Origin of the sequence: Paraburkholderia sp. PGU19 (assembly GCF_013426915.1) — a bacterium.
In the GTDB taxonomy this organism is placed as follows: Bacteria; Pseudomonadota; Gammaproteobacteria; order Burkholderiales; family Burkholderiaceae; genus Paraburkholderia.
The window spans coordinates 2,751,467-2,768,507 of sequence record NZ_AP023179.1 but is presented as its reverse complement, the minus strand read 5'-3'; the positions used below and the strand labels follow the sequence as shown (position 1 = coordinate 2,768,507).

The following is a 17,041-nucleotide window of genomic DNA, read 5'->3' as shown; positions in this document are numbered from 1 at the left end:
GCGCTGCTTTTTCCTGCGAACGTAGTGCGAGGCGCCGCCGGCGCGGCTGTCTCGATGCCGTTCCTGATGCCGCGCATGGAGGCCCGATGCTGAGGGCCATCTATAACACGCTGTGGTGGCTGGTCGCGCCGCTGGCGGTGCTGCGTCTTCTGATCCGTTCGCGCAAGGAGCGCGGCTATCGCGAGCATATCGGCGAGCGTTTCGGTTTCGTTCGCGGGCGCGTGCCGGAGGACGATACGCCGCTGATCTGGGTGCACGCGGTGTCGGTCGGCGAGACGCGGGCGGCGCAGCCGCTCATCGAGGCGCTGCTCAAGGCGCGGCCCGACGCGCGCATTTTGCTCACGCACATGACGCCGAGCGGCCGCGCGACAGGCGAACAGATCTTCGGCGATCGCGTGCTGCGTTGCTATCTTCCGTACGACATGCCGCGCGCGGTGCGGCGTTTCCTGAGGGCCTGGCGGCCGTCCGTCGGTCTCGTGATGGAAACGGAAGTATGGCCGACGCTGATCGACGAATGCCGCCGCGCCGACGTGCCGCTCGTGCTGACGAATGCGCGGATGTCGGAGCGTTCGTACCGGCGCGCGGCGAAGTTCGGCAGTGCGACGCGCGGCGTGTTCGGCGGGTTTGCGCGCGTGCTGGCGCAGAGTCCGTCGGATGCGACGCGGCTCTCCGCGCTGGGCGCGCGCAATGTTGCCGTGCTCGGCAATCTGAAGTTCGACATGAGCACGCCCCCGGAACTGGCGGCGCGCGGGCATGCGTGGCGCGCGGCCATCGGTACGCGCCCTGTGTGGGTTGCGGCGAGCACGCGCGAGGGCGAAGAGGAACTGGTGTTGCAGGCGTTCGCGGCACTTGGCGTTGACGATGCGCTGCTCATTCTCGTGCCGCGTCATCCGCAGCGTTTCAATGAAGTTGCGGCATTGGTCGAGAAGAAGGGTTTGCGGTGCGTTCGACGCTCGGCATGGGCGCCTGCGGGCGCGGCTGCTGTTGGCGAACTTGCTGTGCCTGATTTGCAGCGGGATGTGAAGGTGCTGCTCGGCGATTCGATGGGCGAGTTGGGTGCTTACTATGCTGCGGCCGATGTGGCGTTCATTGGCGGCAGTCTGCTGCCGTTGGGCGGGCAGAATCTGATCGAGGCATGTGGTGTGGGTGTGCCCGTGCTGATCGGGCCGCATGTGTTCAACTTCACCCAGGCGACGGCGGATGCGGTTGCTGCTGGGGCTTGTGTGCAGGTGAAGGATCCAGCGGATCTTGGGCGCGTGTTGCGTGAGCTTTTTGAGGACAAGGCGCGGCGTGTGGCGATGAGTGGGGCGGCTTCGGCTTTCGCTGCACGGCATCGAGGGGCGACTGCCCGGACTGTTAACGTGTTGACGACGTTGTTGCCCGGCTAGCTGGCAGAGGATCTTGTCGCGGTTCGGTTTGAGCTGTTGCTGTCGCCATCGTTGTTATGGCATCCGCGATATGGCTTGCCCTCTCCATGCGTCGCCCCTGTGTAGGTGACGCGTGAACCACGAAGCCAAAACGCGGATGCCAGCGACACGCCTCAAAACAGACCCAGCGTCGCAGACGAAAAAGCCTCAAACCTTCAACAACCCCTTCTTCTCAATAAACGCAATAACCTGATCGAGGCCCGCAAGCGCCTTCAAATTACACATAACAAAAGGCCGCTCGCCGCGCATCTTGGCGGCATCCGAAGCCATGACATCGAGATTGGCACCAACCATCGGCGCAAGATCCGTCTTATTGATCACAAGCAAATCAGACTTGGTAATGCCTGGCCCACCCTTGCGAGGAATCTTCTCCCCACCCGCGACGTCGATCACATAAATCGTCAGATCCGACAGTTCGGGGCTGAACGTCGCAGCCAGGTTATCGCCGCCCGACTCGATAAACACGATATCGGCTTCAGGAAAACGCCCAAGCATCCGGTCCACAGCTTCCAGATTGATCGACGCATCCTCGCGGATCGCCGTATGCGGGCAGCCGCCCGTCTCGACCCCCATGATGCGCTCGGCCGGCAGCGCGCCCGCCACCGTCAGCAGGCGCTGGTCTTCCTTCGTATAGATATCGTTGGTGATCGCGACGAGGTCGTACTTGTCACGCATCGCCTTGCACAGCATTTCGAGCAGCGTCGTCTTGCCAGAGCCAACGGGCCCGCCGACGCCCACGCGCAGCGGCGGCAATTTCTTCGTGCGATGCATCGGATGAGGAGCGTTCATGTTCTGACCGTGAAAAGCAAATCGTGAAAAACAGATGGCTATGAGCGAAAGAGCCGCGAATACTGCGACTCGTGCCGCGCCGACAAAATGCCGAGTTGCGGCGCGAATGTGTTGATGTCATCGGGTGAAGTGGCGAGCGCCTGCCGGACGGCGGCATCGATCGGCTCGCGCAGCGCAACGATGATCCGCTGCCCTGCAAGCTGACCGAGCGGCACAGCCTTCAACGCGGCGGCCGCCTGGTTCTCGGCCCAACTGAACGCATACGCGGCGAGGGCGGCATCCGTGGCAGCGTCGTGCGCGAACGCGGCGAACGCGAAGGCTGTCGTCTGCGCAATCGGCGTGATCGACGCAAGCGTCGCGCGGCGTTCCGCATCGCCCCATTCGAGCGATGCACACAATTGCCGCAGCGACCAGCCCATCTGCTCCGTCTCGCGCCGCAACTCCATCGACTCGCGGCTCGCGAGAAACTCGCGGTTGCCCAGCATCAACGCAGCGGCATCATGCGCGCGCCAACGTTCGATCTGATGCGCGAGAAATGGCAACTCGCCATGCGCGAGCACATTCGAGAGGCCGCTTTTGATCCAGGCGCACGCCGTATCGGTATCGGTGACGAGCTTCGCTTCGATCGCGGCTTCGAGTCCCTGCGAATAGCTGAATGCGCCGATCGGCAAAGCCGGCGACGCGAGATGCAGCAGTGCAGTCAGCTCAGCGATGCGCATGATGATGACCGTGACCATGATCGTGACCGCACGACGAATCACAGTCACCGTGATCGTGGTCATGAGCGTGACCGTGCGAATGGGCGTGATCGTGATGCGCATGCCCATGATGCTCGCCATACACCTGCTGCGCGAGCGCATAGTCCTCGGCGAAGGTCTCGTCATGCCCATGCCGATGCCCGCCGCCATACGCTCCCGTCTCCGGCTGGAACGGCATCTCGACCTGATCGACGAGTGCGCCCAGGCGCTTGAGCATATCGGCGAGCACCGGGTCGTATTCGAGCTTCAGATAATCCGTGCCGACCTCGACGGGCGTATGCCGGTTGCCGAGGTGATATGCGGCGCGCGTCAAGGTCAGCACATCGGGCGCGCGCACGACCAGCACCGACTCGGGCGCCGCGACCACGCGCACGAGGCCGCCATCATCGGCAACGAGCACATCGCCATCACGCAGCACGGTGCCGCGCGGCAGCAGCAGCGCGACCTCTTCGCCGCTATCGAGCGTCGCGGCAAGACGGCTCTTGCAGCGCGCGTCGAACGCCAGCGTCAGCGTCGGCGCGCGTTTGACGAGAACGGGCGCGAGCTTGATATGCGCGCCCAGCAGTTTGTCGATCGTTCGCATCTCAGAACAGGAAATAGCGTTGCGCCATCGGCAGGACTTTTGCCGGCTCGCAGGTCAGCAACTGCCCATCGGCGATCACCTGATACGTCTCGGGATCGACGCTGATCGACGGCTGCCACGCGTTGTGGATCATGTGCGCCTTCGTGACGCTGCGGCAGTTCTTCACTGCAACGATACGCTTGCTCAAGCCATAACGCTCGGCGACGCCTGCATCGAGCGCCATCTGCGATACGAACGTCAATGACGTGCGGCCCAATGCGCCGCCGCGCGTCGCAAACATCTCGCGGTAATGCACGGGCTGCGGCGTCGGAATCGACGCGTTCGGGTCGCCCATCTGCGCCATCGCGATCATGCCGCCCTTGAGGATCAGTGCGGGCTTGATGCCGAAGAACGCCGGTTCCCAGAACACGATATCGGCCCATTTGCCCGGCTCGATCGAACCGACTTCATGCGCGATGCCATGCGTAAGCGCCGGGTTGATCGTGTACTTCGCGACATAACGCTTCGCGCGGAAGTTGTCGTTGCGCGTGCTGTCTTCGGGCAGCGCGCCGCGCTGCACCTTCATCTTGTGCGCGGTCTGCCACGTGCGGATGATCACTTCGCCCACGCGGCCCATCGCCTGCGAATCCGACGACAGCATCGACAGCGCGCCGAGATCGTGAAGGATGTCTTCCGCTGCGATCGTTTCGCGACGAATGCGCGATTCGGCGAACGCGATGTCCTCCGCGATCGACGGATCGAGGTGATGGCAGACCATCAGCATGTCGAGATGTTCGTCGAGCGTGTTGACGGTATAGGGGCGCGTCGGATTCGTCGATGAAGGCAGCACGTTCGCTTCGCCGCACACCTTGATGATGTCCGGTGCGTGACCGCCGCCCGCGCCTTCCGTGTGATACGTGTGGATCGTGCGGCCCTTGAACGCCGCCACCGTCGCTTCGACGAAGCCCGCTTCGTTCAGCGTGTCGGTGTGAATCGCGACCTGGGTGTCGGTGTCGTCCGCAACGGAGAGGCAGTTGTCGATCGCGGCGGGCGTCGTGCCCCAGTCCTCGTGCAGCTTCAGGCCGATCGCGCCCGCTGCGATCTGTTCGAGCGCGGGCTGCGGCTGGCTCACGTTGCCCTTGCCGAGAAAGCCGAGATTCATCGGATAGCCATCGGCGGCCTGCAGCATGCGCTCCATGTGCCACGGCCCCGGCGTGCAGGTCGTCGCGTTCGTGCCCGTTGCGGGGCCCGTGCCGCCGCCGAGCATCGTCGTCACGCCGCTCGCGAGCGCTTCTTCGATCTGCTGCGGGCTGATGAAGTGAATGTGCGTATCGATGCCGCCCGCCGTCACGATCATCCCTTCGCCCGCGATCACTTCCGTCGCCGCGCCGATCGCAATCGTCACACCCGGCTGGATGTCGGGGTTGCCCGCCTTGCCGATGCCCGCGATGCGGCCATTCTTGATGCCGATATCAGCCTTGACGATGCCCCAGTGATCGAGAATCAGCGCGTTCGTCACGACGGTATCGACCACATCGGCTGCGACGCGCTGCGACTGGCCCATGCCGTCGCGAATCACCTTGCCGCCGCCGAACTTCACTTCTTCGCCGTAGATCGTGTAGTCGCGTTCGACTTCGATCAGCAGGTCCGTATCCGCGAGGCGTACGCGGTCGCCCGTCGTCGGGCCGAACATTTCCGCGTATGCGCGGCGGCCAATGCGTAATGTCATGTTTGAGAGGTTCCCGAATGTTCGCGCGTAAGCACAGCGATCAGAGCTTGCCCATTACCTTGCCATTGAAGCCATAGACGACGCGGTCGCCCGCCAGCGCGACGAGTTCGACCGTGCGTTCCTGGCCCGGCTCGAAGCGTACGGCGGTACCCGCCGCGATGTTCAGGCGGAAGCCTCGCGCGGCTTCGCGATCGAACGCGAGCGCCGTGTTGACTTCGTAGAAGTGGTAATGCGAGCCGACTTGCACGGGCCGGTCGCCCGTGTTCGATACCGTGACCGTGACGGTCGCGCGGCCCGCGTTGAGTTCGAGTTCGCCGTCGTCGGTAATCAGTTCACCTGGGATCATGCGCGCCTCGTCACGAGATAGGGTGATGGACGGTCACGAGCTTCGTGCCGTCGGGGAAGGTGGCTTCGACCTGGATATCGGGAATCATCTCGGGCACGCCTTCCATCACGTCGTCGCGCGTGAGCAGCGTGGTGCCGTAGTGCATCACTTCGGCGACCGTCTTGCCGTCGCGCGCGGCTTCCATCAGCGCTGCCGTGATGAACGCGACGGCTTCCGGATAGTTGAGCTTGAGGCCGCGTGCGCGGCGCCGTTCCGCGAGCAGCGCGGCCGTGAAGATCAGGAGTTTGTCTTTTTCGCGTGGAGTGAGCTTCATCGCATTCGCTGGTTGCTTTGTCGTTTGCTTTGTCGGGCGGCGCCCGCATTAGCGGGGCGCCGCGTCGACGATTCTATGGCGGGTCGCGCTCACGATGCTACCGGTAACGCTTCGTCTGCATTGACTCACGATACCAGTCCCGACCGACGCGCTGCTTACAGATCGGCGGCCAAGGGCGCGCTGAACCACTTCTTCGACATCGCGTTGAGCGTGCCGTCCTGCTTCGCCTGCGCGATGGCGGCATCGACCTTCTGTTGCAGGCGCGGCTCGTTCTTGTTCATGCCGACGAAGCACGGCGAGTTCTTGATGACGAACTTCGGTTCCGGGCGGCGCGGCGGGTTCTTTGCGAGGATGGCGGCGGCGACGATATTGCCCGCCGCGATCAATTGCACCTGGCCCGACAGGAACGCGGCGATCGTCGCGTTGTTGTCTTCGAAGCGCTTGATGGTCGCGTTCGGCGCCATCTGCGTGAGCGCGATTTCTTCGAGCGCGCCGCGCGTCGCGCCGACCGTCTTGCCGGTGAGATCGGCGGGATTGCTGACCTTGATGTCGGCGGGACCGAACACGCCCTGATAGTACGGCGCGTACGGCGTCGAAAAATCGATGACCTTCTCGCGTTCCGGTGTCTTGCCGAGCGACGAGATCACGAGATCGACCTTGTTGGTTTGCAGATACGGGATGCGGTTCGCGCTGTTCACCGGCACGAGTTCGAGTTTCACGTTCATCGACTTCGCGAGCAGCGCGGCCGTGTCGATGTCGTAGCCTTGCGGCTTCAGGTCCGGACCGACCGAGCCGAACGGCGGATAGTCTTCGGGCACGGCGACCTTGAGGACGCCTGCCTTCGTGATGTTGTCGAGCGTGTCGGCGTGGGCGAGGGGCGCGGCGAGCGTCAGGAGCGGCGCGAGCAGCAGGGCGGCGAGCCACGCGCGGCGCGGGCGATGGGCGGTCGTTTGGGTCATGTTGGCGATGAGCTTCGGCGTGTGATTTTTAGCGGACTTCGCAACGCGCCGTCGAAGCGGCGCTCGCGAGGCGCCATAAGCAGCAAGGGCTATGCCATGCAGACCGAGCAAGGCTTTCCCGTGGCTTGCATGCGCTGTTGCACCACGTTGGCGCGTCGCAATGCCCGAAGATGGTGCGGCGAAGCGATTCGCTCAGGTTGTCCAGAGGCGCAAGGGTTTTGCGTCGACCTGATGCACGACAGGCCGCAAGTGCAGCCAGCACTGGGTCAACGCATGCTGAAGCGTTTCCATCGATCGCGCGACGGCCCGCACGATCAGCACGCCGTCGCACACGCACGAGGCGGCGGCGCGAATCGAATCGTCGAAGGGCAACTGGGCAGTGAGTGCCTCGGCGAGCGCGTCGTCGCATTGCGGGCTGACGGCCCACAGCGTGCCGAACGCGGGGAAGCCCGCAAGACCTTGAGGCGCATCGCGCAGCGGATCGCTGGCGGTGAGCTTTGCGCGTTCGAACCATAACGGCTGACCATCGGCGCCGACGATGCGCGAAACAGCTCGCAGATGTCCCGCCGACCAGGTTTCGCCCGCGGCTTGCCGGCCGAGTTGCGTCGCGTCCCAGCCGAGCGCGGTGGCGCCTTCGTCGAGCGTCAATGAGAAGTCGAGCGAAGCGTTGGCGTGATCGAAGACGATATTGTTTTGCGGCAGCCAGTCGAGCCTGGCGTTCGCGCCGACGCGGATTGCGATGCGCTGTTGCGCGGTGCGGCCATTCGATTTGTACCACTTGGTCGCGCCGGGCGTGGTGAGCACGGCGTGAGTATTCGCATCGAGGCGGATGTCGATATCGAGCCGGTCGCCGCCCGCGACGCCGCCGGGCGGATGCACGATGACGGCATGGCAGATGGACGGCCCTTCCGGGTAAAGCGGGCGTTGCAGGCGCAACGGACCTTCGTGCAAACGATGGGCGAGGGTGGTTCGGTCGCCGTGTCTGGCGAAGCCGAGTTCGAGCCGCGCGCGCCAGAGGGCGTGCGACGGGTCGTCGATGGTGGCGAGCGTAGCGTGGTGTTCGTGAAGCGACATGCGGCGAGGATAGCAGTTAACCGGGTCTCGCCGTTATACCGCGATGAGCGTACGCACGCCGTCGTCGTCCATGTTGGCGCCTTCACCACCCGCGATGATTTCGCCGCGGCTCATGACCCAGTAGCGGTCGGCGATGGCTTTGGCGAAGTCGTAGTATTGCTCGACGAGCAGGACGGTCAGGCCCATTTCTTCGACGAGTTGGCGGAGGGTTCTTCCGATGTCCTGGATGATGGACGGCTGGATGCCTTCTGTGGGTTCATCGAGGATTAGCAGTTGCGGTTCGCTCATGAGTGCTCGCCCGATTGCGAGCTGTTGTTGCTGGCCGCCGGAGAGGTCGCCGCCGCGGCGGGCTTTCATGTCCTTCAGGACAGGGAATAGTTCGTAGATCCGGTCTGGGATTTTCTTGGGGGCCTTTTTGCTGGCTGCGCCGACTAGCAGGTTTTCTTCCACCGTTAGTCTCGGGAAGATGTCTCTGCCTTGTGGCACGTAGGCTAATCCTTGCGCTACGCGCGCGTGAGGGGCGAGTTTTGTTATCGGCGTTTCGCGCCATTTGATTTCGCCGGTCTTGATGGGGACTACGCCCATTAGGGTTCTTAGTAGCGTGGTCTTGCCTACGCCGTTTCGCCCCAGCAGTACCGTTAGTTTTCCGTCCGGCACTGTGAGCTTCACATTTCGCAGGATGTGGCTGCCGCCGTAGTACTGGTTCAGGTTTTCTACTTCTAGCATTTTGTGTGTCCTTTTCTGCTCTTTGCCGAGCGGCAAGTGTTTTGGCCTTTGCGCCGGCATCCGCGCATTGCCTTCGCGCTTCACGCGTCGCCCCTGTGCGGGGCGGCACCTACTTTTCTTTGCCGCCGCAAAGAAAAGTAGGCAAAAGAAAGCGGCTCACACCGCCAACTCTTGTTCTTGCCTGAGGGCCCCCAACCGGTCCCTCACTTCGCACGGCAACCTTCCTGTTCGCGTTCGTTGCCAACGCTCTTGCGCTGCGCCTCACCCGCTTCACGCGCCCGCATTACTGCATGCCTTGCCAGATAGTCCACCGCCGCCCAGGTGGCAAACTGTGTGTAGGCCGTAGTACTGCACGTTCCTCACTCCGGACCGATAGCGCACGCGTCCCACCCCGTACGAGCGCTACCCTGTACGACGCGACAACCTACACACAGTTTGCCACCTGGGCGGCACATACCATTCGCTGCCACTAACACGTGTACGGGTGTATGAAGTGGGTGAGACGTTCATTCAAAGCGTTGACAACCAACATGAGTCATGTGATTGCCGTGTGAAGCGTAAGACCCTGTGGGGGCCCTCAGGCAAAAACAAAAGCTGGCGGTGTGAGCCGCTTTCTTTTGCCTACTTTTCTTTGCGGCGGCAAAGAAAAGTAGGTGCCGCCCCGCACAGGGGCGACGCGTGAAGCAGGCTAACAAATCGCGGATGCAAGCGAAATCACACAGCCAACCACCCAAAGCGTCGCAGACAAAACCAAAACTAGCGCCCCAAATAACTCTCAACCACAGCCGCATCGCGCTTAACATCCTCAAGCGTCCCTTGAGCTAGCACGCGGCCCTCGGCCATCACAGTAACCTTACCGGTCTCACCGGCCAAAGCAGCTACAAACTCCATATCATGCTCAACAACCATCATGGAACAAGTCCCACGCAGGTGGTTAAGAAGAGCAGCTAGCTCCATAGTCTCATCATCAGTCATGCCAGCCGCAGGCTCATCGAGCAACAACAACGCAGGCTGCTGCATCAACAACATCCCAATCTCGAGCCGCTGCTTCTGCCCATGAGAAAGCTCACCCGCGGGCCGCAGCGCCTCGCCTTCGAGACGAATCAGCGACAACGTCTCCTCGATCCGAGCCTGAGCCGCGCGATCCAGCTTCGCGCGTAAAGACGCAAACCAACCCTTATCGGTTTTCATCGCGAGTTCGAGGTTCTCCCACACAGGATGCTGCTCGAACACAGTCGGCTTCTGAAACTTGCGTCCGATCCCGGCACGGGCAATAGAAGGCTCATTCATCCGCGTGAGATCGATCGTCTGCCCGAGAAACACCTTGCCCGAATCGGGCGAAGTCTTCCCGGTAATGACATCCATCATGGTCGTCTTGCCGGCGCCATTCGGCCCAATAATGCATCGCAACTCACCCACATCGATCGACAGCGACAACGCGTTCAACGCGCGAAACCCATCGAACGAAACCGTCACGTCTTCCAGATAAAGAATCGCACCGTGCGACACGTCGATCTCGCCAGGCGTGACCACGCGTCCCATCGACGCCACGCCGGAAAGCGCGCGGCCATCGTGTTCTTCAGGAAGAGAAAGGTCAGGAACCGTCGGGTTTTCGTTCATCAGCGGTTCCTCTTGCGTGTCGCGAGCTCGAATAGCCCCATGATTCCGTTCGGCAGTAGCAACGGCACGAGCACGAAGATCAACCCCAGAAAGAACAGCCAGTACTCCGCAAAATAAGCCGTGAAAAAACTCTTCGCGCCATTCACCGCGAATGCGCCAATGATCGGCCCGATCAGCGTGCCGCGCCCGCCGACCGCCACCCAGATCGCCATTTCAATCGAGTTGCCCGGCGACATCTCGCCCGGATTGATGATGCCGACCTGCGGCACATACAGCGCCCCCGCAATCCCGCACAGCACGGCCGACACCGTCCACACGAACAGCTTGTACGCAAGCGGGCTGTAGCCGAGGAACATCAACCGCGTCTCGCCGTCACGCACGGCCGTCACGACGCGTCCGAGCTTCGACGTCACGATCGCGCGCGCGCCGATGAACGCAAGCACGAGCACCGCGAACGTCAGTAGAAAGAGCGCGGTCCGCGTGCCGGCATGCGTGATCGGATAGCCCGCGATCCGCTTGAAATCGGTGAAACCGTTGTTGCCGCCAAAGCCCGTCTCGTTGCGATAGAACAGCAGCATCGCGGCGAAGGTCATCGCCTGCGTGATGATCGACAGATACACGCCCTTCACGCGCGAGCGGAACGTGAAGAAGCCGAACACCCAAGCGATCACGGCTGGCACCAGCACCACGAGCAACAGCGCGTACCCGAGATGCTGCGTGCCTTCCCAGTACCACGGCAGCTGATGCCAGTCGAGAAACACCATGAAGTCGGGCAGGTCGCTGCCATACTTGCCGTCATGGCCGATCGCGCGCATCAGGTACATGCCGATCGCGTAGCCGCCGAGCGCGAAGAACAGGCCATGCCCGAGGCTCAGGATGCCGCAGTAACCCCAGACGAGATCGAGCGCGAGCGCAGAGATCGCGTAGCACATCAGCTTGCCTGTCAGCGTCATCGCATACGCGGACAAATGGAATGCGCTCGTTTCCGGCAGCACCAGCGCCGTGAACGGCACACCCAGCCCGATCGCGATGATCAGCGCAATCAGACATTGCCACGCGCGCCGCGACAGCAGGGCAGGGCGCGGCGGCAAGCCGAGCGCGAAGCCTTCGAGGCGCTCGCGTTCGCTCGCCGGAGCGTCGCTGCGCGCATCGACGGAGGTGGAAGCGGGAGAAGTCGCGGATGTCATGTCATGCCTCCGCGCTGCGGCCCTTCAGGGCGAACATGCCCTGCGGCCGCTTCTGGATGAACAGAACGATCAGCACCAGCACGGCGATCTTCGCCAGCACGGCGCCCCAGAACGGCTCGACTGCCTTGCTGACCAGCCCGAGTCCGAAGCCGCCGATCACCGTGCCCGCCAGCTGCCCGACGCCGCCCAGCACCACAGCCATGAACGAATCGATGATGTAGCTTTGCCCGAGGTCCGGCCCGACATTGCCGATCTGCGACAGCGCGCAGCCGCCCAGCCCCGCAATGCCCGCGCCGAACGCGAACGCATACGAATCGACATACGCGGTCTTCACGCCGACGCACGCGGCCATGCGGCGGTTCTGCGTGACGGCGCGTACGAACAGGCCGAGCCGCGTCTTTGTCAGCACGGCCCACGCAATCCCGACGACGATCAGCGAGAACGCGAGAATCGCGAGCCGGTTGTACGGCAGGATCAGGTTCGGCAGCACCGTGACGCCGCCGCTCATCCACGACGGGTTCACCACTTGCACGTTTTGCGCGCCGAACAGCATACGCGTCGCCTGGATCAGGATCAGGCTCACGCCGAAGGTGGTCAGCAGCGTTTCGAGCGGTCGTCCGTACAGATGCTTCAGCACGAGCCGTTCGAGCACGATGCCGACCAGCGCCGCCACCGCGAACGAAGCGGGCACGGCAATCAGCGGATACCAGTCGAACGCGCCCGGCATGTAGCGCTGCACGAGGTTCTGCACGACATACGTCGCGTACGCGCCGATCATCAGGAACTCGCCGTGCGCCATGTTGATGACGCCAATCAGGCCGTAGGTGATGGCAAGGCCGAGCGCGGCGAGCAGCAGCACGCTGCCGAGCGACAGCCCCGCGAACAGCGTGCCCGCGATCTCGCTGCGGCGCTGGATGGAATCGAGCGCGTCGATGCCCGTCTGCGCCGCCTCGCGCACCTGAGCGTCGCTTTCGGCGAACGTGCCGTCGGGCTTCTTCGCGACGAGCGGGCGCAGCAGTTCGTACATGTCCAGATCGTGCCGCGCGGCGACGAGCTTCACCGCTTCGAGACGCTTCGCGGCGTCGGTGTCGTGCAGCGCCGTCATCGCCCAGAGCGTGTCGAGGCGCTTCTTCAGCGTCGGGTCGGTTTCCTTTGCGCGGGCTGCGTCGATTTGCGGCTTCATCGACGGATCGGGGCTTTGCAGCAGCGCGGTGATCGCGGCGGCGCGCTTCGCCGGGTCGGTCGAATCGAGTTGCAGGCCCGACAGCGCGCCCGCGACTTTCGAGCGCAGCAGGTTGTTCAGCGTGACCGGTTGCGCGTCGCCGGCGGCGACGGTCTTGCCCGTGACGGCATCGCGCGCGGTGTCGTTGTCCTGAATCAGCACGTTGCCGTTATCGGTGGCGAGTGCGCTGTCTTCGGACAGCGCCTTCAGCAGCGCGAGCGACGGCGCGTCGTGATTCGCGATCAGCTTGTCGATGGCGGCCGACTTCGCATCGAAGTCGTCGCCGGCGAGCGGCGCGACTTCTTCGGCCGTCAATGCGTGGGCGCTCGCGGGCGCGAGCACGGCGAGCGCCGCGCCCAGCGCACACGATGCAGCGGCAATACGCACGCGTGCGCCCATGCCGCGCAGCGTGTCAGCGCAGCGTGCCTTGAGCGAAGCGAGCGTGGAAAATGAGTACGCCATAGTGGTCTTGAGTGAGAAGCCTGCAGGCAGGCGCGCCGGGTGTGTCGCGCGAAGCGAAACATCGGCGCGCTGCGCAAGCCGGTGCGTCCAACTGCTGCGACACACCGGCACGTTGCTCATGCCACGTTATGCGACGCGCGAGCGGCGGCGCAGGAACTCAGGAATCGAACTGACGACATCCGGCTTGCCCTGGTTGCCCGCGATATACGGGCTCCACGGCTGCGCGCGAATGGCCGTCTTGGTCTTCCACACGACGTTGAACTGGCCGTCCGCGCGCACCTCGCCGATCATCACCGGCTTGTGCAGGTGGTGGTTGCCGTCCATTTCGAGCGTGAAGCCCGACGGCGCCGCGAACTTCTGGCCGATCATCGCGACGCGCACCTTGTCGACATCGGTGCTCTTCGCTTTTTCGACGGCCTGCTTCCACATGTGGATGCCGACATAGGTCGCTTCCATCGGGTCGTTGGTCACGCGCTTCGTGCCGCCCGGCAGGTTCTGCGACTTGACCCACTCGGCCCATTGCTCCTTGAACTTCGTGTTGCCCGGGCCCTTCACCGACATGAAGTAGTTCCATGCCGCGAGGTTGCCGACCAGCGGCTTCGTGTCGATGCCGCGCAATTCTTCTTCACCGACCGAGAACGCGACGACGGGCACGTCGGTGGCCTTCAGCCCCTGGTTGCCGAGTTCCTTGTAGAACGGCACATTCGAGTCACCGTTGACGGTGGAGATCACACACGTCTTGCCACCCTGCGAGAAGGTCTTGATGCTGGCGACGATAGTCTGATAGTCGCTATGGCCGAACGGCGTGTAGACCTCCTGGATGTCGGTCTCCTGGACGCCCTTGGATTTGAGGAACGCCCGCAGGATCTTGTTCGTCGTACGCGGATACACATAGTCGGTCCCGAGCAGGAAGAAACGCTTGGCACCGCCGCCTTCCGCGCTCATCAGGTATTCGGTGGCGGGGATGGCCTGCTGGTTGGGCGCGGCGCCTGTGTAGAACACGTTGCGCGACATTTCTTCGCCTTCGTACTGCACCGGGTAGAAGAGCAGGCCGTTCAGTTCCTCGAACACGGGCAGCACCGACTTGCGCGACACCGACGTCCAGCACCCGAACACGCAGGCGACCTTGTCCTGCGTCAGCAACTGGCGGGCTTTCTCGGCGAACAGCGGCCAGTTCGACGCGGGATCGACGACCACGGGTTCCAGCTTGCGGCCCATCACGCCGCCGCTCGCGTTGATCTCGGCGATCGTCATCAGCGCCGTGTCTTTGAGCGACGTCTCCGAGATCGCCATCGTGCCCGACAGGGAGTGCAGGATGCCGACCTTGATCGGGCCGCTGCCCGACTGGGCATGCGCGAAAGGAACCTTGCCCGCGAGCGCGAGCGCGCCCGACATGGAGCCGAGCTTCAGCAGACTGCGACGTTTCATGTGCTTCCCCTTGCCATAGATGGGTGGTGAGTGGCGGACGAACGGCGTGCGTCCAATCCTTGTTTGCGTTATGTGTGCAGGCTCTTGCCGGCCGGATACTGCAAGGCATATGCCAACTGCGCGGGAGCCGCTTCAATACACGCTTCGCTTGCTGCAATGCGGCTCGCTGGCGGTGCGGTATCGTGTGGCGTTATGCGCTTTGGGCGCGAAAGCGGTGCACTGCAAGGGCGTGCGCCTCGTTCAGGTGCGCGCCGCGCTGCAACGGAGCGCGGGCCGCGATTCCTCAGAGTCGTGGGCGCGACGCCGGTGCATCGCCGCTGCGCTGTTGTGCACGGACGTGCGACTGGCTATGTTGAAAAGACAGTTGAGTGGGGCTGGTCGGCGGGTGGAGTTGGAGCCGCGCGATGGCGCGCTAGACGGGCGATTTGCTGGCGTTCTCTCCGCCGCTCATCATCGGCGAGGCGCAGATCGATGAGCTGTTCCGCCCGGCGGGCGAAGGAAGCTGATTGAGCGTGGCCCGCGTAATGGAAAACGGCGGACAGAGTTGTGACCTGTCCGCCGTTTTTGTTAGTGCCGCTTCTGGCAGAGCCAGTGGCCGTTTAGAACGCCACGTAAGGCCCCGTTTGCGGGCCGGCCTGCATGCCGCTCAACGCCGTGTAGACGTCGCGGCCGTAGAAGAACGGCAAGCCCCACAGGAACATGCTGCTCATCGGAGCGCCGAGGTTGTCGTGCGCGGCATAACCCAGGTTGAACAGCGTCGACGCATTGGCGATCGAGAACGGAATCGTCGATTGTGTGTTGCCTGTATTCGAGAAGGCCGTCGCGCTCAGGCTTTGTACGGCGGCAGGGGCGAACCAGTAGTTCTGCACAGGCAACGACGCATCCGGGAAGAACAGGCCATTCGAGCCGCTATCGATAACACTCATCATCGCGCGCGTCTTGTAGCTGGTCGTGAAATCCCCGCGATCTCCCACGACGAGGATGGTCGGCCTGGCGGGCAACGCATTGTTGTCACGCGTGCCGATACCGAACACCAGTTCGCCTGTGACGCTCGCCTGACCCATCGGTGGAAGTGCGGGCAGGCGGATGATCGTGCCGTTGTTGTCGGTGGCGAAGGCGGGGACGGGGTTCGCAGTCTACCTGTCGAGCGGTACGCTCGCAGCCGTGCAGGACCAGGGCGTCGGGCAGTAGTAGTAATTCGCGACCTGCGGGGTCTGTGCGGCTTCGGGGCAGTCGCGCGCCAGATGCCCAATGCCGATGATCCCGTTCGCCCCCAGATCAGCGACCGTGTTCAAGCCTCGTCCACGCGGCGTGCAGTCGTTGGGCACCCATGCCGCGTACGTGCTATCGCCGATCACCTGAACTGGAATGCCGCTCGCCGTCTTTTTGCCGATCGTGACATCGGCGCTTCGCGTAGAACCCCACGTATAGCCCGACGCGAACAGCGCACACTGCGTGATGGCTGCTTTGCCCGTGCTGTCGTTGGTGGCGCCTGTCTGCATCGGCAGCTTGCCCGGGAACGCCGAGCCTAGCGCCGATGCGATGACGCGCACGCCGACCGAACCTGTATCGAGCAGCATGTGATCGACGGTCGCGCACTGTGACGCGCCTTGCTTGCCCGGCACGCAGAACGTCACGCTGTCGTAGGCATGTTCACGACTCTTCCGACCGTGTCGTCGAAGTTGACGCTGATCGGCACGGTGTTGTCGGCGACGGGGGCGGGCGGCGTGTCGTTGCTGGCGGGTGTGCCCGCCTCACTGGCTGGCGTGACGGCGGCAGGCGTGCTCGCTGCCGATGGCGTACTGGCGGTCTCAGGCGCGCTCGCGGGTTGAGCCGCGCTGGCACCGGAAGGCGTGCTGGCGCCGGAAGGCATACTGGCACCGGCGGGGACGACGGCCGTCCCCGCCGGCTTGACGGGCGCGTTATTGGTCACGGGCTGTCCGGAGCCGTTGTCGTCTCCGCCTCCGCCGCCGCAAGCGGTCAGCGCGACGCTGGCCGCGAGCAGCACGACGAGAAGCGGGCTACTGGAAGCGCAATGCGAAAAGAACGGCTTCATTGCAGATCCTCCACCTTCACCGTGGCAGGCACGAGCCGCGGCACGTAGGCGCGGCCCGCGAAGGCGCCCTGATGTCCGACCGATTCGATCTGCAGTTCTCCGTCGCGCCCGATCAGAGGACCCGTGCCACGCGCGTGGCTTTGTCCTGCATTGACGAAGTTGGGGAAGTAGCTGCCGAGCAGCGCCCGCATGTCGGACGTGTCGGCCCTTGCCACGTGACCGCGAAGACGACGTTCGCAGGCGAAGCATATTCGCGGACCGTGACACCATCGGCGGTTCTGGATTCGTGAACGGTATAGGACGGCGAAGACGTCGCACCGGAAGCGGCGGCGCGCAGCGCGGGCTGCGGCATGCGCGCATCCGGCGACGGCGCTGCGCCGAGT

Annotated in this window: 15 protein-coding genes and 3 pseudogenes; 2 read left to right on the top strand and 16 right to left on the bottom strand. The window is 63.6% G+C overall.

The features are described 5' to 3' along the window. The first annotated feature begins 86 nt into the window (after positions 1–86). On the top strand, positions 87–1,388 hold the full coding sequence (gene waaA / locus H1204_RS12615) for a lipid IV(A) 3-deoxy-D-manno-octulosonic acid transferase (RefSeq protein ID WP_180728569.1): 1,302 nt from the start codon (positions 87–89) through the stop codon (positions 1,386–1,388). Between the two features lie 186 nt (positions 1,389–1,574). Here waaA and ureG read toward each other — a convergent pair whose 3' ends face one another. The 13 genes from ureG to urtA form a co-directional block, all read right to left on the bottom strand. Continuing rightward, complete coding sequence (gene ureG / locus H1204_RS12610) at positions 1,575–2,216, bottom strand: urease accessory protein UreG (protein WP_180728568.1); 642 nt, start codon at positions 2,214–2,216, stop codon at positions 1,575–1,577. Positions 2,217–2,254: 38 nt separating this feature from the next. Next, positions 2,255–2,935, bottom strand: a complete 681-nt coding sequence (locus tag H1204_RS12605; protein ID WP_180730948.1) for an urease accessory UreF family protein — start codon at positions 2,933–2,935, stop codon at positions 2,255–2,257. After that, the gene (ureE, locus tag H1204_RS12600) at positions 2,922–3,557 is read right to left on the bottom strand and encodes an urease accessory protein UreE (protein ID WP_180728567.1); all 636 of its coding nucleotides are present in this window, start codon (positions 3,555–3,557) and stop codon (positions 2,922–2,924) included. The genes H1204_RS12605 and ureE overlap by 14 nt, the downstream gene beginning before the upstream one ends. Before the next feature lies 1 nt (position 3,558). Continuing rightward, positions 3,559–5,265 carry an urease subunit alpha gene (ureC, locus tag H1204_RS12595; protein WP_180728566.1) on the bottom strand — a complete coding sequence of 569 codons (1,707 nt, stop codon included), beginning with the start codon at positions 5,263–5,265 and terminating at the stop codon, positions 3,559–3,561. A gap of 40 nt (positions 5,266–5,305) precedes the next feature. Next, a complete protein-coding gene (locus tag H1204_RS12590) occupies positions 5,306–5,611 on the bottom strand; it encodes an urease subunit beta (RefSeq protein WP_007735637.1) in 306 nt (101 codons plus the stop codon). Positions 5,612–5,621: 10 nt separating this feature from the next. Next, positions 5,622–5,924 carry an urease subunit gamma gene (gene ureA, locus H1204_RS12585; protein WP_180728565.1) on the bottom strand — a complete coding sequence of 101 codons (303 nt, stop codon included), beginning with the start codon at positions 5,922–5,924 and terminating at the stop codon, positions 5,622–5,624. 155 nt (positions 5,925–6,079) lie between these two features. Continuing rightward, positions 6,080–6,883: a transporter substrate-binding domain-containing protein gene (locus H1204_RS12580; RefSeq protein ID WP_180728564.1), complete on the bottom strand. Its 804-nt coding sequence runs from the start codon at positions 6,881–6,883 to the stop codon at positions 6,080–6,082. A gap of 192 nt (positions 6,884–7,075) precedes the next feature. Then, positions 7,076–7,957, bottom strand: a complete 882-nt coding sequence (locus tag H1204_RS12575) for an urease accessory protein UreD (RefSeq protein ID WP_180728563.1) — start codon at positions 7,955–7,957, stop codon at positions 7,076–7,078. 33 nt (positions 7,958–7,990) lie between these two features. After that, positions 7,991–8,683 carry an urea ABC transporter ATP-binding subunit UrtE gene (gene urtE, locus H1204_RS12570; RefSeq protein WP_180730947.1) on the bottom strand — a complete coding sequence of 231 codons (693 nt, stop codon included), beginning with the start codon at positions 8,681–8,683 and terminating at the stop codon, positions 7,991–7,993. 756 nt (positions 8,684–9,439) lie between these two features. Further along, complete coding sequence (urtD, locus tag H1204_RS12565) at positions 9,440–10,303, bottom strand: urea ABC transporter ATP-binding protein UrtD (protein WP_180728562.1); 864 nt, start codon at positions 10,301–10,303, stop codon at positions 9,440–9,442. Further along, the gene (gene urtC, locus H1204_RS12560; protein ID WP_180728561.1) at positions 10,303–11,490 is read right to left on the bottom strand and encodes an urea ABC transporter permease subunit UrtC; all 1,188 of its coding nucleotides are present in this window, start codon (positions 11,488–11,490) and stop codon (positions 10,303–10,305) included. The genes urtD and urtC overlap by 1 nt, the downstream gene beginning before the upstream one ends. Position 11,491: 1 nt before the next feature. Further along, a complete protein-coding gene (urtB, locus tag H1204_RS12555; RefSeq protein WP_180728560.1) occupies positions 11,492–13,174 on the bottom strand; it encodes an urea ABC transporter permease subunit UrtB in 1,683 nt (560 codons plus the stop codon). A gap of 126 nt (positions 13,175–13,300) precedes the next feature. After that, entirely contained in the window at positions 13,301–14,602 is a 1,302-nt protein-coding gene (gene urtA, locus H1204_RS12550) for an urea ABC transporter substrate-binding protein (protein ID WP_180728559.1), read from the bottom strand. A gap of 404 nt (positions 14,603–15,006) precedes the next feature. On the opposite strand from urtA, the pseudogene H1204_RS51285 reads away from it, so the two are divergent. Next, a pseudogene (locus tag H1204_RS51285) lies at positions 15,007–15,108 on the top strand (beta 1,6 glucan synthase); the annotation flags it as partial. 93 nt (positions 15,109–15,201) lie between these two features. On the opposite strand, the pseudogene H1204_RS12545 reads toward H1204_RS51285, so the two are convergent. The 3 genes and pseudogenes from H1204_RS12545 to H1204_RS12535 all read right to left on the bottom strand — a co-directional run bounded on the left by H1204_RS12545 (position 15,202) and on the right by H1204_RS12535 (position 17,010). Beyond that, a pseudogene (locus H1204_RS12545) lies at positions 15,202–16,227 on the bottom strand (DUF3443 domain-containing protein). A gap of 8 nt (positions 16,228–16,235) precedes the next feature. Next, positions 16,236–16,658, bottom strand: a complete 423-nt coding sequence (locus H1204_RS12540; protein WP_180728558.1) for a hypothetical protein — start codon at positions 16,656–16,658, stop codon at positions 16,236–16,238. Then, positions 16,655–17,010, bottom strand: a pseudogene (locus H1204_RS12535) (DUF2844 domain-containing protein). The gene H1204_RS12540 and the pseudogene H1204_RS12535 overlap by 4 nt, the downstream one beginning before the upstream one ends. Between the last annotated feature and the right edge of the window lie 31 nt (positions 17,011–17,041).

Bases quoted from the DNA above. Each gene is read 5' to 3' on its own strand.
- waaA (WP_180728569.1), top strand. From the start codon at position 87: ATGCTGAGGGCCATCTATAACACGCTGTGGTGGCTGGTCGCGCCGCTG.
- ureG (WP_180728568.1), bottom strand. From the start codon at position 2,216: ATGAACGCTCCTCATCCGATGCATCGCACGAAGAAATTGCCGCCGCTG.
- H1204_RS12605 (WP_180730948.1), bottom strand. From the start codon at position 2,935: ATGCGCATCGCTGAGCTGACTGCACTGCTGCATCTCGCGTCGCCGGCT.
- ureE (WP_180728567.1), bottom strand. From the start codon at position 3,557: ATGCGAACGATCGACAAACTGCTGGGCGCGCATATCAAGCTCGCGCCC.
- ureC (WP_180728566.1), bottom strand. From the start codon at position 5,265: ATGACATTACGCATTGGCCGCCGCGCATACGCGGAAATGTTCGGCCCG.
- H1204_RS12590 (WP_007735637.1), bottom strand. From the start codon at position 5,611: ATGATCCCAGGTGAACTGATTACCGACGACGGCGAACTCGAACTCAAC.
- ureA (WP_180728565.1), bottom strand. From the start codon at position 5,924: ATGAAGCTCACTCCACGCGAAAAAGACAAACTCCTGATCTTCACGGCC.
- H1204_RS12580 (WP_180728564.1), bottom strand. From the start codon at position 6,883: ATGACCCAAACGACCGCCCATCGCCCGCGCCGCGCGTGGCTCGCCGCC.
- H1204_RS12575 (WP_180728563.1), bottom strand. From the start codon at position 7,957: ATGTCGCTTCACGAACACCACGCTACGCTCGCCACCATCGACGACCCG.
- urtE (WP_180730947.1), bottom strand. From the start codon at position 8,683: ATGCTAGAAGTAGAAAACCTGAACCAGTACTACGGCGGCAGCCACATC.
- urtD (WP_180728562.1), bottom strand. From the start codon at position 10,303: ATGAACGAAAACCCGACGGTTCCTGACCTTTCTCTTCCTGAAGAACAC.
- urtC (WP_180728561.1), bottom strand. From the start codon at position 11,490: ATGACATCCGCGACTTCTCCCGCTTCCACCTCCGTCGATGCGCGCAGC.
- urtB (WP_180728560.1), bottom strand. From the start codon at position 13,174: ATGGCGTACTCATTTTCCACGCTCGCTTCGCTCAAGGCACGCTGCGCT.
- urtA (WP_180728559.1), bottom strand. From the start codon at position 14,602: ATGAAACGTCGCAGTCTGCTGAAGCTCGGCTCCATGTCGGGCGCGCTC.
- H1204_RS12540 (WP_180728558.1), bottom strand. From the start codon at position 16,658: ATGAAGCCGTTCTTTTCGCATTGCGCTTCCAGTAGCCCGCTTCTCGTC.